The organism is Halobacillus sp. ABA4_118 (genome assembly GCF_056160205.1).
Map to the genome: position 1 here is coordinate 3,698,366 of NZ_JBSWWS010000001.1, position 12,177 is coordinate 3,710,542.

General features: G+C 44.9%; 15 protein-coding genes. 8 read left to right on the plus strand and 7 right to left on the minus strand.

What is annotated here, in order from left to right; genetic code table 11:
- Positions 1-37 precede the first annotated feature (37 nt).
- Together ACXAGL_RS19000 and ACXAGL_RS19005 are read right to left on the minus strand one after the other, a co-directional pair.
- Entirely contained in the window at positions 38-949 is a 912-nt protein-coding gene (locus ACXAGL_RS19000) for a DUF6612 family protein (RefSeq protein ID WP_474992176.1), read from the minus strand.
- 198 nt (positions 950-1,147) lie between these two features.
- Positions 1,148-1,822, minus strand: coding sequence for a DUF421 domain-containing protein (locus ACXAGL_RS19005; protein WP_474992178.1), 675 nt, complete (start codon positions 1,820-1,822; stop codon positions 1,148-1,150).
- Positions 1,823-2,002: 180 nt separating this feature from the next.
- Between ACXAGL_RS19005 and ACXAGL_RS19010 the strand changes: the two genes are divergently transcribed.
- On the plus strand, positions 2,003-2,644 hold the full coding sequence (locus tag ACXAGL_RS19010) for a FusB/FusC family EF-G-binding protein (protein ID WP_474992180.1): 642 nt from the start codon (positions 2,003-2,005) through the stop codon (positions 2,642-2,644).
- Between the two features lie 33 nt (positions 2,645-2,677).
- Here ACXAGL_RS19010 and ACXAGL_RS19015 read toward each other — a convergent pair whose 3' ends face one another.
- The gene (locus ACXAGL_RS19015; protein ID WP_474992182.1) at positions 2,678-4,123 is read right to left on the minus strand and encodes an MDR family MFS transporter; all 1,446 of its coding nucleotides are present in this window, start codon (positions 4,121-4,123) and stop codon (positions 2,678-2,680) included.
- Positions 4,124-4,362: 239 nt separating this feature from the next.
- Between ACXAGL_RS19015 and guaC the strand changes: the two genes are divergently transcribed.
- A complete protein-coding gene (gene guaC / locus ACXAGL_RS19020; RefSeq protein WP_474968821.1) occupies positions 4,363-5,346 on the plus strand; it encodes a GMP reductase in 984 nt (327 codons plus the stop codon).
- A 287-nt stretch (positions 5,347-5,633) separates the two neighbouring features.
- Here the strand turns inward: guaC and ACXAGL_RS19025 are convergent, their stop codons facing one another.
- From ACXAGL_RS19025 to ACXAGL_RS19040, 4 genes are all read right to left on the minus strand, one after another.
- A complete protein-coding gene (locus ACXAGL_RS19025) occupies positions 5,634-5,921 on the minus strand; it encodes an effector binding domain-containing protein (protein WP_474968822.1) in 288 nt (95 codons plus the stop codon).
- Positions 5,902-6,102 carry a hypothetical protein gene (locus tag ACXAGL_RS19030; RefSeq protein WP_474968823.1) on the minus strand — a complete coding sequence of 67 codons (201 nt, stop codon included), beginning with the start codon at positions 6,100-6,102 and terminating at the stop codon, positions 5,902-5,904. The genes ACXAGL_RS19025 and ACXAGL_RS19030 overlap by 20 nt, the downstream gene beginning before the upstream one ends.
- A gap of 150 nt (positions 6,103-6,252) precedes the next feature.
- Positions 6,253-6,717, minus strand: a complete 465-nt coding sequence (locus ACXAGL_RS19035) for an SRPBCC family protein (RefSeq protein ID WP_474971323.1) — start codon at positions 6,715-6,717, stop codon at positions 6,253-6,255.
- A complete protein-coding gene (locus ACXAGL_RS19040; RefSeq protein ID WP_474968825.1) occupies positions 6,714-7,058 on the minus strand; it encodes a MerR family transcriptional regulator in 345 nt (114 codons plus the stop codon). The genes ACXAGL_RS19035 and ACXAGL_RS19040 overlap by 4 nt, the downstream gene beginning before the upstream one ends.
- Before the next feature lie 312 nt (positions 7,059-7,370).
- Here ACXAGL_RS19040 and ACXAGL_RS19045 point away from each other — a divergent pair, with 312 nt between their 5' ends.
- The 6 genes from ACXAGL_RS19045 to ACXAGL_RS19070 all read left to right on the plus strand — a co-directional run bounded on the left by ACXAGL_RS19045 (position 7,371) and on the right by ACXAGL_RS19070 (position 12,175).
- Positions 7,371-7,700, plus strand: a complete 330-nt coding sequence (locus ACXAGL_RS19045; protein WP_474992184.1) for a hypothetical protein — start codon at positions 7,371-7,373, stop codon at positions 7,698-7,700.
- Entirely contained in the window at positions 7,697-8,230 is a 534-nt protein-coding gene (locus tag ACXAGL_RS19050) for an HMA2 domain-containing protein (RefSeq protein WP_474992186.1), read from the plus strand. The genes ACXAGL_RS19045 and ACXAGL_RS19050 overlap by 4 nt, the downstream gene beginning before the upstream one ends.
- Before the next feature lie 47 nt (positions 8,231-8,277).
- The gene (locus ACXAGL_RS19055; protein ID WP_474992188.1) at positions 8,278-10,353 is read left to right on the plus strand and encodes a heavy metal translocating P-type ATPase; all 2,076 of its coding nucleotides are present in this window, start codon (positions 8,278-8,280) and stop codon (positions 10,351-10,353) included.
- Entirely contained in the window at positions 10,302-10,877 is a 576-nt protein-coding gene (locus ACXAGL_RS19060) for an HMA2 domain-containing protein (protein ID WP_474992189.1), read from the plus strand. Before ACXAGL_RS19055 ends, ACXAGL_RS19060 begins: the two co-directional genes overlap by 52 nt.
- A 20-nt stretch (positions 10,878-10,897) precedes the next feature.
- Complete coding sequence (locus ACXAGL_RS19065) at positions 10,898-11,146, plus strand: hypothetical protein (protein WP_474992191.1); 249 nt, start codon at positions 10,898-10,900, stop codon at positions 11,144-11,146.
- 288 nt (positions 11,147-11,434) lie between these two features.
- On the plus strand, positions 11,435-12,175 hold the full coding sequence (locus tag ACXAGL_RS19070) for a metal ABC transporter ATP-binding protein (RefSeq protein WP_474992192.1): 741 nt from the start codon (positions 11,435-11,437) through the stop codon (positions 12,173-12,175).
- Positions 12,176-12,177 lie beyond the last annotated feature (2 nt).

Consider the following 12,177-nt stretch of genomic DNA (forward strand, 5'->3'; position numbering starts at 1 on the left):
AAGGGAGAAGCCGCTGTGCGGCTTCTCTATCTCCTTCTTATGCTGTCTCTTTTCTTCTGTACAAAAGGGCGACTCCGGCAGCAGCGGCAGCAAGTGCACCTGCTAATGCGTATACCGGTTCATTGGAAGACGTGTCTGGAAGCTCACCGCCTGCAGCCTCTTCGAGTGTCTGGGCATCCAGGACTTCCTGAGGAATTTCAATAGAGCCTACTCCATTGAAATTGGAAAGAGTGACATCAGAAGTCTGACTGATAGTTACAGATTCACCGCTGTCCTCAAACATCATTTTCATGTCCATCATCATACCTGTCATATAATGGTTTTCTTTATCAATGGTTACTTGATAAGAGAAATCTTCAATTTCAACTTTCTCCATCAACTGCTCCATCATCTTCTGCATTTCAGCAGACTGCTCCGAATCCTGCTGACTGCCGGAAGATTGAAGCATTTGCGTGGACATTTTCAATAGTTTTTCGCCGTCACCTTCATAGGTCAGTACATAAGCGTCATCTTCCGCACTGACGGCCATGTCTGAGGCAAGCGGCATCGCTTGGGACATCTGCCCTTCTGCCATCATGGATTTTTGAAGATTTCCAAGATCTCCGGACATTTTCACCCAGCCTTCCTCAGGCATCTGAACGTAATACCCATCCTCCGTCAAATATGATTCCGTTTCCTGACCGGCAATGGTCGTCATCATATGCATTGTAAGAGGATCAAGCATGACATCCGCCTTTGATTCAGATGTCACTTCGGAGTTTTCTCCGCCTTCCATCCCTGGTACTGTCTGTTCAGAAGACGTATGGATCGTATAGCTGTCCAGATCCATCATCGCTTCGTTCGATTTTTTCAAGATGTCTTCCGCACTCATATCAGCCGCAGCGGCTTGAAGAGGTAACGCAAACAGAACAGCACCAGCCATCATCGTACTCAAAAACTTTTTCTTCATCCAAACACTCCCGTTTCATATTGGCTTCTACGGTGAGTTTCCTATGTATGTATGATCCAAAAGCTGAAACAACCCACTATTTTCCACCTACAGGTTAATAACCCACACCTCTCACTTTTAAACATAAAATCCTCATTTTCTGCATTTTTATTCCAGATGTTGTCGAAGGATTGAGTCTATAGTCGTTAGGAACGCCGGTTACTTTCCCGAAAGGTACAGAGATCCATCCTGATGGATTTGGCAGGCTGAAATTTCCTTAAAAGAAACAAACCCGGCCGTTTTCACCTGCTCCTGAAGCCATTGTTCGCTGAAACCGCTCTGCTGGAGTTGTTTTTTCACAACTTCTCCATCTATGATCACCAGGTAGGGAGAAGCGGTGGTTTGAGTTAAAAGGTTCATATGGGCAGGAGTGACCGGAGAAGCCTCCGCTTTCCTTAATACACTGACAGTCCCGTCGGTTTCGAGTACAGCTGCTTCCACGTGGCTGAAACTGAAGACACCTTTTTTTCTTAACTCTGCAATAAGTTCATCCACTGTAAAACGTACTTTTTTCATTTCTTTCATCTGAATCTGTCCATCTTTCATGAGTATGGCTGCTTCACTATTGAAAATCCGGCGGATCCAAAGACTTTTCAACGTCAAATGGTCGATAAGAAAAACCAGTCCCGAAAATAAAGCGAGGGCAAGGATGCCACGAGGAAGAGACACACTTGGGGATAGAAACGTCGTCGCTGTCATACTTCCCAGGGTTATACCTGCAATAAAATCGAAAAGCGTCATCTGGGATGTCAATTTCTCTCCAAGTGTCCGGGCCAGTATATATAATACAAAAAATAAAACGATTCCGTTTCCAAGATACATAACCATATGCATCAGGCACCCTCCTTACTCTTTTTCCTTAATCCTAGGGTTCCATATTTCATCAGGGAATATGAAAAAGTCACCGAATTATATATTTGGAGGGTTCCTGTGTGATTAATAAGCCTTTAAGTTGATGAAATGAAACGGCTCTGAAATAATAAGACCACACCTACTAGAAACGGAGGTATGAACATGGATGCATTTATCCGCTCCGATCAATACCATTATATAAAGAATGAAACCCAGAATCTGCTGAACGGCCACCGGACGACCAATGATTCATCGGTCACTCAGGCACTTACCTCTCTTTCTTCCGAAAAAGCCCTCGATGTTTTTGAAGTGTTAACGGAAGAACAGCACGAATTGATCCGTCAGATTGAACAGGTGCAGGAAGAAACGGATGCCATTTTTTATTTTTCCAGACTGAAGCATTATGTGATTCCTTTCCCGCAGCTGACCGACGCAGAAATCAGTCTCCTGTTTCCTAAAGTTAAAAAACTTCAGGTTCCGGGATTCGATGAAATGGACTGGGCTGAAATGTCCTATATGGGGTGGAATGACCCTGCAGCCAATCGTAAATATATCATCACGAAAGTCGACGGCCGGTATACCGGTCTTTACGGACACTACCTGCCATCCCGGCAGAAAAACATATGCACGCTCTGCCATGAACAGGAGCGTGTCGGCCTGTTTACGGTCACCAGCCAAGGGAAAGATGCTGAAGAAAGCGTAACCCGTGGGAATTATATCTGCTATGACAGCAGGAAATGCAACGAAAATATAAAGTCCAGGAAACCTCTGGAGTCGTTCATCAACCGTATGATGAACCTATAAAAAAAGCCCATCCGGAATCCGGATGGGCTTTTTTTATGCTTGTTTCTGTTCAGTTTCTTTGTCGTAATCAGGAGAAACCGCACGCTTAATCGTCAAGGCAATGACCACAGTGATAACTCCCAGGGCAAGCGCAAACCAGTAAGCTTGATGAACGCCGGCTGTCATGGCTTCGGCCATTAGGGCACTTCCCTCCTGTGCCTGTTCTCCATCGAGATAATTTCTCTGCCCCTGGCTCATAATGCTGACAAAAATGGATACTCCAAGCGCTCCTCCGATCGGCTGCAGCGTATTGGCTATCGCTGTTCCATGAGGATACAAGTGCTTCGGCAGCTCATTCAGCGCATTGGTCTGGGAAGGCATCATAATGGCTGAAATCGACAACATCAGCAGGATATAAGCAAGAACAAAACTCCACGTCGGGATGGAGGGTGTGATTTGGCTGAAGAAGAACATCACCCCTGTCAGGATAATCGTCCCGGGAATAATCAGCTTCCGTGGGCCGACTTTGTCAAATAACGTCCCCATGACCGGTGACATTAACCCATTAAGCAGGGCGCCGGGAAGTAAAAGCAGTCCGGCGATTTTAGCGGAATATCCAAGAGGACCCTGGAGATACATCGGCATGACGATTTCGGAAGCGAACATCGCCATAATGACAATAACAAAAATAGAGATGCCTCTGGCATAGCTCGGGTATTGAAAAACCCGTACATCAAGAAGCGGCTCATCCAAACGGAGCTGGCGGAAAACAAACCAGACCATGCTGATAACTGCAACAGCCAGGATCACGATAATCGAGGGTGAGGCGAATCCTGCTTCCGTTTCCCCTGCACTGCTGAAGCCATAGACGATTCCGCCGATTCCTATAGAAGAAAGGACAATCGAAAGTGCGTCCGCCTTCGGTCGTGTGATCTCACCGACATTCTCAAGGAATTTCCATGCGAAAATGATGGAAAACAAAGCAAATGGAATGACGGTAATAAACAACCAGCGCCACCCCAGGAAATCAACAATGACCCCGGATAATGTCGGGCCGATCGCTGGAGCGAACATGATGACGAGTCCGAATGTTCCCATAATCCTTCCTCTGACCGCAGGCTCATACAGCAAAAGAAGGGCATTCATAATGACAGGAATTAACAATCCGGTTCCCACCGCCTGAATCATACGCCCGGTTAAAAGCATCGGAAAGTTCAATGCGGACGCGGCAATTGTCGTTCCTATTAAGAAGATCGTCATAACTCCGATAAACATCTGTCTCGTCGTAAACCATTGAATTAAGAGGGCGGATATCGGCATCAAGACCCCCATCACCAACATGAAGCCCGTGGCCATCCACTGGACCGTCGGAGCACTTAAGCCGAAAACATCCATAAGTTCTGTTAATGCTATGTTCAAAAGCGTCTCGTTGAGAATGGCAAAAAACGCCCCGATCATAAACGTGGCCAATATAATTTTTCTATTCTGTGTCGTCTCCATTTTGAACCTCCATCTTCTCTGTCAAAGTACAATCCTTCCCTATGTTCTATAAAATGATCCACTTTTGCAAGGGTTTTGCTTTTCTTTACGATCATTTACACCTGTTTTTACAAAGACTTCCTTATAAAGAAAAGAAATCAATCTTTCTTTGACAGAAAGCTCACAATGATGTAAATTACTATTGTACGAACAATAATTTTAATTATTACTAAAATATTCGTGTTTCAGGAGTGATTTTGATGGAAAATGTATTTGATTATGAAGATGTTCAATTAATTCCCGCAAAATGTGTCGTAAATAGTCGTTCTGAATGCAACACCTCTGTTCAATTTGGAGATCATACGTTCAAGCTGCCTGTGGTTCCCGCCAACATGCAGACCATTATTGATGATGAAACAGCAACAAAGCTTGCTGAACATGGATATTTCTATATCATGCACCGCTTCCAGCCTGAAACACGCACCCGTTTTATTGAAACCATGAAGGAAAGAGGTTTAATTTCTTCCATTAGTGTTGGTGTGAAGGAAGACGAATATGAATTTATCGAATCATTGGCTGCGCGCCATCTGACTCCGGATTATATTACGATCGACATCGCCCACGGACATTCCAGCGCTGTCATTCACATGATTCAGCACATCAAAGCCCACCTTCCTTCCACGTTCGTCATTGCTGGAAATGTCGGTACTCCAGAAGCCGTCAGGGAACTTGAAAATGCCGGAGCCGATGCCACTAAAGTAGGAATCGGACCAGGAAAAGTATGTATTACCAAAGTCAAAACCGGTTTCGGTACGGGTGGGTGGCAGCTGGCAGCTTTACGCTGGTGTGCAAAGGCAGCCAGTAAACCTGTTATTGCCGACGGCGGAATCCGCACCCATGGAGATATCGCAAAATCCATCCGTTTTGGCGCCTCCATGGTAATGATCGGCTCCCTCTTTGCCGGTCACGAAGAATCCCCGGGAGAAACCGTTGAAAAAGATGGGAAACTCTACAAAGAATATTTTGGCTCTGCTTCTGAATATCAAAAAGGGGAAAAGAAAAACGTCGAGGGCAAGAAGATGTTCGTAGAATACAAAGGACATTTGAAAGATACCCTTACAGAGATGGAACAGGATCTTCAGTCCGCCATCAGTTATGCAGGCGGTACCGACCTTGATGGCATTCGACACGTGGACTATGTCATTGTAAAAAACTCCATCTTCAATGGAGACAAAGTTTATTAAAAAGAAAACCGGCCGCTTCTACGGCCGGTCAGGCTGTCGGTAACGTTTCCGGCAGCTTTTTTTGTACAATGGATTCCCGATCTTATGAAAAGCCCGTTAAGTATGCCTGCAGAAGCACGATCATTCGAAGATCTGCTTGGTCAGGAATCTCTACCGGAAAAAGTTAACGGAGGCCGTGCTACCGACAGGCTTCTTCCCATATGCGGGCCTTTGCAATCAAGATGACATAAAGCCACCTCTACATGATGTTTCTAAAGCCGGGACGGTCTTCTTCTTTTCCATCCGTATCAATAATCTCGCTGCAGAAGTGGGATGTATATATCAAAATCATGATGATCCATTTCCCTTGGCACCGGGTACTTCTCGAACTTGATTGGCAGATCATCATACTCCACACCAGGTTCACGATGAGGTTGTCTCCCCATATTCTTAAACCATTGATAGACAGCTGTATAGGTATCTGCAACACTTTTTCCTTTCAAATGCTGCACGTGCAGATAGGTTTGTTCTGGAATCGTTTGAAGATTCATCGTCGAGGGAATTTCCACCGACTCGTCAACCTGAATAGTGGACAAATCCATCATCCCTCGTATGATAAGAAAACCCCCATTGTTCAGATAGATGCTCAAGGTCAGCTCTTGCGATCATTTCCGCCATTACACCCTCTATAAACCCTTTCAGATCCGAAAGCTCTGTGTAACTCCCTTCCCATCTCCGGCAGGCGGTCTTCCATTCCGGAAGCGTAATGATTTCCATAAACTCACTCCTTTCCCGTAAAACAAGATTTATCAGTTATGTCAGAGGTTCAATCTGTTTTCTCTACTACGTATGTGCCTCTTTTTCCCCTTTCCAAACCAGCCCATATAAATAATCAGGTCTTCCAATAATAAGCATCCATCTATTCCGTTACCTTGTTTCGCTGGACAGTGCCGCCTGCTCTTCTACACGGTCGACAAACTCCTGGACGACTGTATCATTCCCTTTTTTATTCGCCAGCTTCATCATGGCACGGCCGACAAAGTTGGTCCCACGATTGGACCCGGAGTATATCAACCTTGTTGTTGAATCATCTACTTTTTCCAATCGGAAGGACGCCGTTACTTCAAACGCTCTGCCGATCACAAAAGCGATTTTCTTATGTTTAAATGCCGGTTTGTCTTCATACACAAGCGTATCTACAGTATAGGTTTCGAGACGCTTCCCTTCTCTGTAAGTCTGAAGATGTTTCGCACCAGCTTCCGTTTCTGTTTTTTCGATCAGCTTATGCTCTTCCACCTTAGGCATGATCCGCTTAATGTTTTTATCTTTGAAAAGATCCCACACATCCTCAAGTGAAGCGCCGATCATTTTTTCTTTTTCCCATTCTATCATTCGTTCTCCTCCTTACCAGATTGGATAAAATCATCCAGTTCCTTAATTCTTTCTTGAATATCTTCTGCCTCTTGTTCCATTTTGCTTTTCTTTTCGGCTAACAATTTTTCCAGACTGGTAAAGGAGTCATCGTCCATGACCGTTTTCATTTCCTGTATGGAAAAACCGAACCTCCGCAGTTTACCAAGCAGAAGAGCGAGAAAATAGCTGCCGTCATCATAGTACCTGTACTTGTTTTCGGGATGAATAAAAGCCGGTTCCAACAGGCCCACCTCTGCATAATACCGGAGTGTATCCTTGCTGAGGCCGGTAATGTTTGAGAATTCACTTCTTTTATACATGACACACCCTCCTGCACTTATTATAAACCGTGGGGTACACACCATAGTCAAGGAATCTTTCCAAATGAAAAAAAATCCCCTCCCATTGACCTTATTTCCTCTATCATTACGAATCTTTCACGCTGCACCAGGCAGGATAAAAGTCCGGGTAGTTTTTGTTTCATGTTTAACGTTGAAAGATATTGTCTGAAGTGTGGACTTCAACCCTATTATGCGAAGTAAGAACATGAGGAATTTACCTTGTAATATAATGGAAATTTACATACACTTAATCATAAACCTGTTAAACAATCTTTCGCAAAGGAGTCCGCTATGCTCACTAAAGTAAAGCAAGTCTTATTTTTAAAGCGCTTGGAAAAAATGCTGGGATCTTACAGGATAGACGTTCTCCATTTTATTCCCGGCAGAGTACGGCTTTCGTCGCCTTATTGGGAAGGGCGATCTAAAATTATTCAGCGTTTGATTCCATTGTTGGAATTGGAAAGTAAAATATACACCATCAAACACACACCTGAGACCGGAACACTCCTTGTAGAGTACGATCCTGATCCAAATGTAGGGGAAAAACAAATAGAGAACTGGCTAACCATCATTCAACGCGTTCACAATGATGTAATATCCAAAGAAGTGACTGAATTATGATCCAGAATTTAATTGGTCTTGGTGCATCTTTGGCCGCTCCAGAAATCATGAAGCGGATGAAAGATCAAAAAGTTCAGGTCCTCCATGCGATGCCGGGAAGAGTCCGTCTCCAAAGCGATCATTGGAAAAATGAAACGACAGCTGCTGCTCTGGAAGAAGTATTCACGGAACTCCCCATCGTCCAGCATGTGGAAGCTTCCGGTATCACAGGGAGTCTACTCATCTTGTTCAACAGCAGTACCCTGACATCGGAACAATTTGATGCCTTAATCCAGCTTGCCGTCGACACGTCTACATCAACCTACCCCTACATAGAATCAAAGATGAAAAGTTCGTTCCGAAAAGGGATGAACTCTCTGAACAATACGGTCAAGAAGCAGACCGGAGGGAAAACCGATGCGGAATCCCTTTTGGTTTTATGGCTCCTATATAAAGGAACAACAGGTTTCGGCGGCAATCCGGCCTTCGCCAGCAGCCTCCTTTACTGGGCTTATACTCTCATCCAGAAAGATGGTGACGATAAACCTTGATACAAGGAACAATCATACATCAGCTGCCAGGAAGGACGAGGTTGAGAATGGAAAAAGGACGAAGGCAAGAAGTCGTCGAAGCTTTTCATCGAAACCTTCCAGGGGTGAAATCCGCCCTTTACACCCCGGAAACGGGGTCGCTGCTGCTCCACCACGACGTTCACTGGAATGCGGACAGAAGCAGCACAGCTGGTTTACTCTCTTCAGTGTCTGAACTTTCACCCTATAGAAAAGAACTTCAAGCAGCAGGTGCTGCTTTCCTGATCGACTTTTTCCTGCCTGCCTCCCGTTTCACTGGAATGCTGAAAGTCCTTTCCCCTTCAGCATTGACCACCTTGTACGCTTGCAGGAATACTCTAAAGAACGGGATGCGGCCACTTCAGGAAAAGACCCGCCCAAATGCCGACACGTTGAGCATGGCGGCTATCATCGCCTCTATTTTAAAAGGAAATCCGAAATCAGCCGTTACGATTCTCATCATGTCGACGTTAAGTGAGATCATTACCGACATGACATCACAGCGAACGAAGACATACGTGCGGGATATGATGAGCGTGGATACGCCATATGTATGGAAAGTAATAAAGAACGGCCGGGAAGAGAAAGTCCCCATACAAACCATCAATCCCGGTGATACACTGGCGGTTTTCGAAGGGGAAAAAATTTCAGCGGATGGCCAAGTGTGCCAAGGAAACGCCACCATAGATCAATCGGCCATTACAGGAGAATACATGCCTCAAGAAGTGTTCAAAGGGCAGGAAATGTTTGCCGGGACTATTGTACTGTCCGGAAGTCTGCAGATGGAGGTTACCCGCGTCGGAGAAGACACAACCGCTGCCGGAATCATTCATATGATTGAACATGCTCAGGATTCCAAAGCCCCGATTCAAAATTACGCAGACGACATGTCGGAACGGCTGGTTCCCGTTTCATTACTGCTGGCGTTATTGACATACGCTCTTACAAGAAGCTGGGACCGTGTGTTGAACATGCTTGTCATAGATTATGTATGTGGGATCAAGCTGGCTACAGCTACAGCTACAGCTGTTTCCGCTTCAATCGGCAGAGCAGCCCGTCAAGGTGCGATCATAAAAGGTGGGCAGTACCTGCAGTCCTTAGCCTCTGTCGATACCGCCATATTGGATAAGACCGGAACCATTACAGAAGGACGGCCTGAAATTGTTCAAATCCTTCCATTTAATGGTTTCACAGAAAACGATGTACTGCGATACGCAGCGTCTGCTGAGGAGCATTCCTCTCATCCCATAGCCGAAGCTATTTTAACTAAAATGAAAAAGAATGGTCTCACTGCCTATGACCATGACCACTCAAGCATTGAAAATATCGTAGGTCACGGCGTTAGAGCGATCGTCAATAAAAAGGAAGTACTGGTCGGCACCCAGGAACTTCTCATAAAGTCAAATGTGGATATGACCAGCCTGCCTTTTCTTAAAAAATCGTTAAAAAAGAAAAACACCGTATACGCGGCTGTCAATCAGTCCATTGCCGGCGTGATTGTTATCGAAGATGCTGTCCGCTCTGGGATGAAACGGACGATAAACCAATTAAGAAGAAGCGGGATCGATGAAATTGTCATGATTACAGGGGATAAAAAGGAGACAGCTGAGGAAGTCTTCAAGGAGCTCCATCTGGATCACTATTTCCCTGAAGTCCTCCCCCACGAGAAAGCAGCCTTTGTCCATCATTACAAAAATCAAGGAAGAAATGTCATGATGGTCGGTGATGGAATTAATGATGCTCCTGCTTTGGCAGCAGCTGATATAGGAGTAAGCATGGGAGGAAAACGGACAGATATTGCCGTGGAGGCCAGTGACCTTGTTATCACTTCAGACGATCCTCTAATCCTGGCAGATATGATTCAACTATCGAAGTCCACCATGCGGATGATCCGGCGAAATTTCGCTGTTACCATTGCTTTAAATAGCGCCGCTATATTGTTAGGCCTTTTCGGTTGGATTACACCGACAGTGGGTGCGGCCATACACAACTCGGCTACAATCGGAGTTGTCCTGAACAGCACACGTTTGTTGGTGAACAAGGAGAGAAAACCATGCAGGCAACCTTTACCATCGTCCACGACATACCTGGTCGACTCCGCCTGATCATTCCTGCTCTCTACGATAAGAAAGAACACGGGCAGATCCAGGATATGTTTACGTCCATCAAAGGAATACAGAAGGTAAACATTGAGCCGGCTATTCAATCGATGACGGTTCACTACTCCAAGGACGTGATTAACAGAAAAATCATCCTCCGTTTTATCAGTCTATTTTTCAAGCAGACGCAGTTTGATCCGCTGGACAATATCATGATCAATATTGCCCCTGCCCAGCGCAAGGATTTTCTACGTAGTCTTGTTACAGGATTCCTTATTCTGCTGGCCTACTTGAACAACAAACCGGGGAATGTTCCTGGAATGCTCGACTATGCCGTCGTCATTTCCACTGCTTATACGGTTTTATCCCATGGAGAAAACAAACTTCGCCACCCGGATGTTCTCACAGGAATTGTAAGCATGCTGTCCATCGGGGCAGGAAACATTCTTCAAGTAGCGATGGTAACGTGGGCTGTCAACGTCCTTGAGCTTTTAAATGATTCAAATAAAAAAAGATTACTGGCATTCTAAAAAAAACAGGAGGTATCACTATGGTATTAAATAAGGATTTCATGATGGGATTTGTATCAGGAACAGTCGTTGGAGCAGTCGGCTACCGGCTCTACGAACAAAACCAGGGTCAGCTTTCACAGCTCATTCAAAACCCCGGCGTTCAATCTATGAATTCACTGCCTTCCCTTTCAACGAACCAGAATGAAGTTACGGTGGAGGACTTGATCGCACAGAAAGAACGCCTGGAAGATTATATTGCCGAGAAAAAAGTGAACAGTGCCCAATAAGAAGAAGGCCAAAAGGTACACTCCCCCGGGAATGTACCTTTTTTATAAACTTTCGTATAATATTCTGACTTCACTGTTGACATTTCATGGAGTTAGCTATATATTTTGCACATAGGAAACTTTTTATGCCAATAGCAATATTGTCATCTTTTTTTGGGACCCCCATATAGTAAAGGGGTATCTTTTTTAAACTAAAAGTTGCACTCGGCAAATTTAAATGCCCTAATATAAATTTCATGAAGACATGCACGAACCATGCATATAGAAAATGATTAAAGGAGGATCATCATGCACCACCCTGCTATATCCATCAAAGATCTTCACGTTTCCTATTATGGAAATGAAGCTGTCAAAGGTATCAGCCTCTCTGTGCAGCCAGGGAACCTTATCGGCATTATCGGGCCAAACGGCGCAGGTAAATCTACGTTTCTAAAAGCTATACTGAATCTGATTCCTAAAGATAAAGGAACCATACAGTTATTCGGGAATTCCATTCAGGAAGCACGACGGAAAATCGCCTATGTCCCTCAAAGAAATGATATCGACTGGGATTTTCCAATTACTGTCCTCGATGCTGTCCTGCTCGGCACCTATCCCAACCTGAAACTGTTCCGGAGGCCGGGAAAAAAAGAAAAAACCTGGGCACTGGAGTGTTTGGACAGAGTCGGTATGAAAGATTTCAGCAAGAGACAGATCGGTGAACTTTCCGGGGGACAGCAGCAGCGTGTATTTCTTGCCCGCGCCCTGGCCCAAAAAGCAGATATGTTCTTTCTTGACGAGCCTTTTGTAGGAGTCGACGTATCCAGTGAGGAAACGATCGTCAAGATCTTGAAGCAGTTATGCTGGCAGGGAAAAACCGTCGTGGTCGTCCACCACGATTTAAGTAAAGCAGAAGAATATTTCGATCAGCTCATTTTACTAAATAAAGAATTGGTAGGTTTCGGTCCTGTCAGTGAAGTTTTCCGTACAGAAACCATCGCCAAAGCTTATCAAGGACAATTCGCCTTTATGAAAGAGATTGGAGTGTAATT

What these genes read in the sequence shown, in the direction of transcription:
- ACXAGL_RS19000 (WP_474992176.1), bottom strand. Translation starts at nt 949, where the DNA reads ATGAAGAAAAAGTTTTTGAGTACGATGATGGCTGGTGCTGTTCTGTTT.
- ACXAGL_RS19005 (WP_474992178.1), bottom strand. Translation starts at nt 1,822, where the DNA reads ATGCATATGGTTATGTATCTTGGAAACGGAATCGTTTTATTTTTTGTA.
- ACXAGL_RS19010 (WP_474992180.1), top strand. Translation starts at nt 2,003, where the DNA reads ATGGATGCATTTATCCGCTCCGATCAATACCATTATATAAAGAATGAA.
- ACXAGL_RS19015 (WP_474992182.1), bottom strand. Translation starts at nt 4,123, where the DNA reads ATGGAGACGACACAGAATAGAAAAATTATATTGGCCACGTTTATGATC.
- guaC (WP_474968821.1), top strand. Translation starts at nt 4,363, where the DNA reads ATGGAAAATGTATTTGATTATGAAGATGTTCAATTAATTCCCGCAAAA.
- ACXAGL_RS19030 (WP_474968823.1), bottom strand. Translation starts at nt 6,102, where the DNA reads ATGGAAATCATTACGCTTCCGGAATGGAAGACCGCCTGCCGGAGATGG.
- ACXAGL_RS19035 (WP_474971323.1), bottom strand. Translation starts at nt 6,717, where the DNA reads ATGATAGAATGGGAAAAAGAAAAAATGATCGGCGCTTCACTTGAGGAT.
- ACXAGL_RS19040 (WP_474968825.1), bottom strand. Translation starts at nt 7,058, where the DNA reads ATGTATAAAAGAAGTGAATTCTCAAACATTACCGGCCTCAGCAAGGAT.
- ACXAGL_RS19045 (WP_474992184.1), top strand. Translation starts at nt 7,371, where the DNA reads ATGCTCACTAAAGTAAAGCAAGTCTTATTTTTAAAGCGCTTGGAAAAA.
- ACXAGL_RS19050 (WP_474992186.1), top strand. Translation starts at nt 7,697, where the DNA reads ATGATCCAGAATTTAATTGGTCTTGGTGCATCTTTGGCCGCTCCAGAA.
- ACXAGL_RS19055 (WP_474992188.1), top strand. Translation starts at nt 8,278, where the DNA reads ATGGAAAAAGGACGAAGGCAAGAAGTCGTCGAAGCTTTTCATCGAAAC.
- ACXAGL_RS19060 (WP_474992189.1), top strand. Translation starts at nt 10,302, where the DNA reads ATGCAGGCAACCTTTACCATCGTCCACGACATACCTGGTCGACTCCGC.
- ACXAGL_RS19065 (WP_474992191.1), top strand. Translation starts at nt 10,898, where the DNA reads ATGGTATTAAATAAGGATTTCATGATGGGATTTGTATCAGGAACAGTC.
- ACXAGL_RS19070 (WP_474992192.1), top strand. Translation starts at nt 11,435, where the DNA reads ATGCACCACCCTGCTATATCCATCAAAGATCTTCACGTTTCCTATTAT.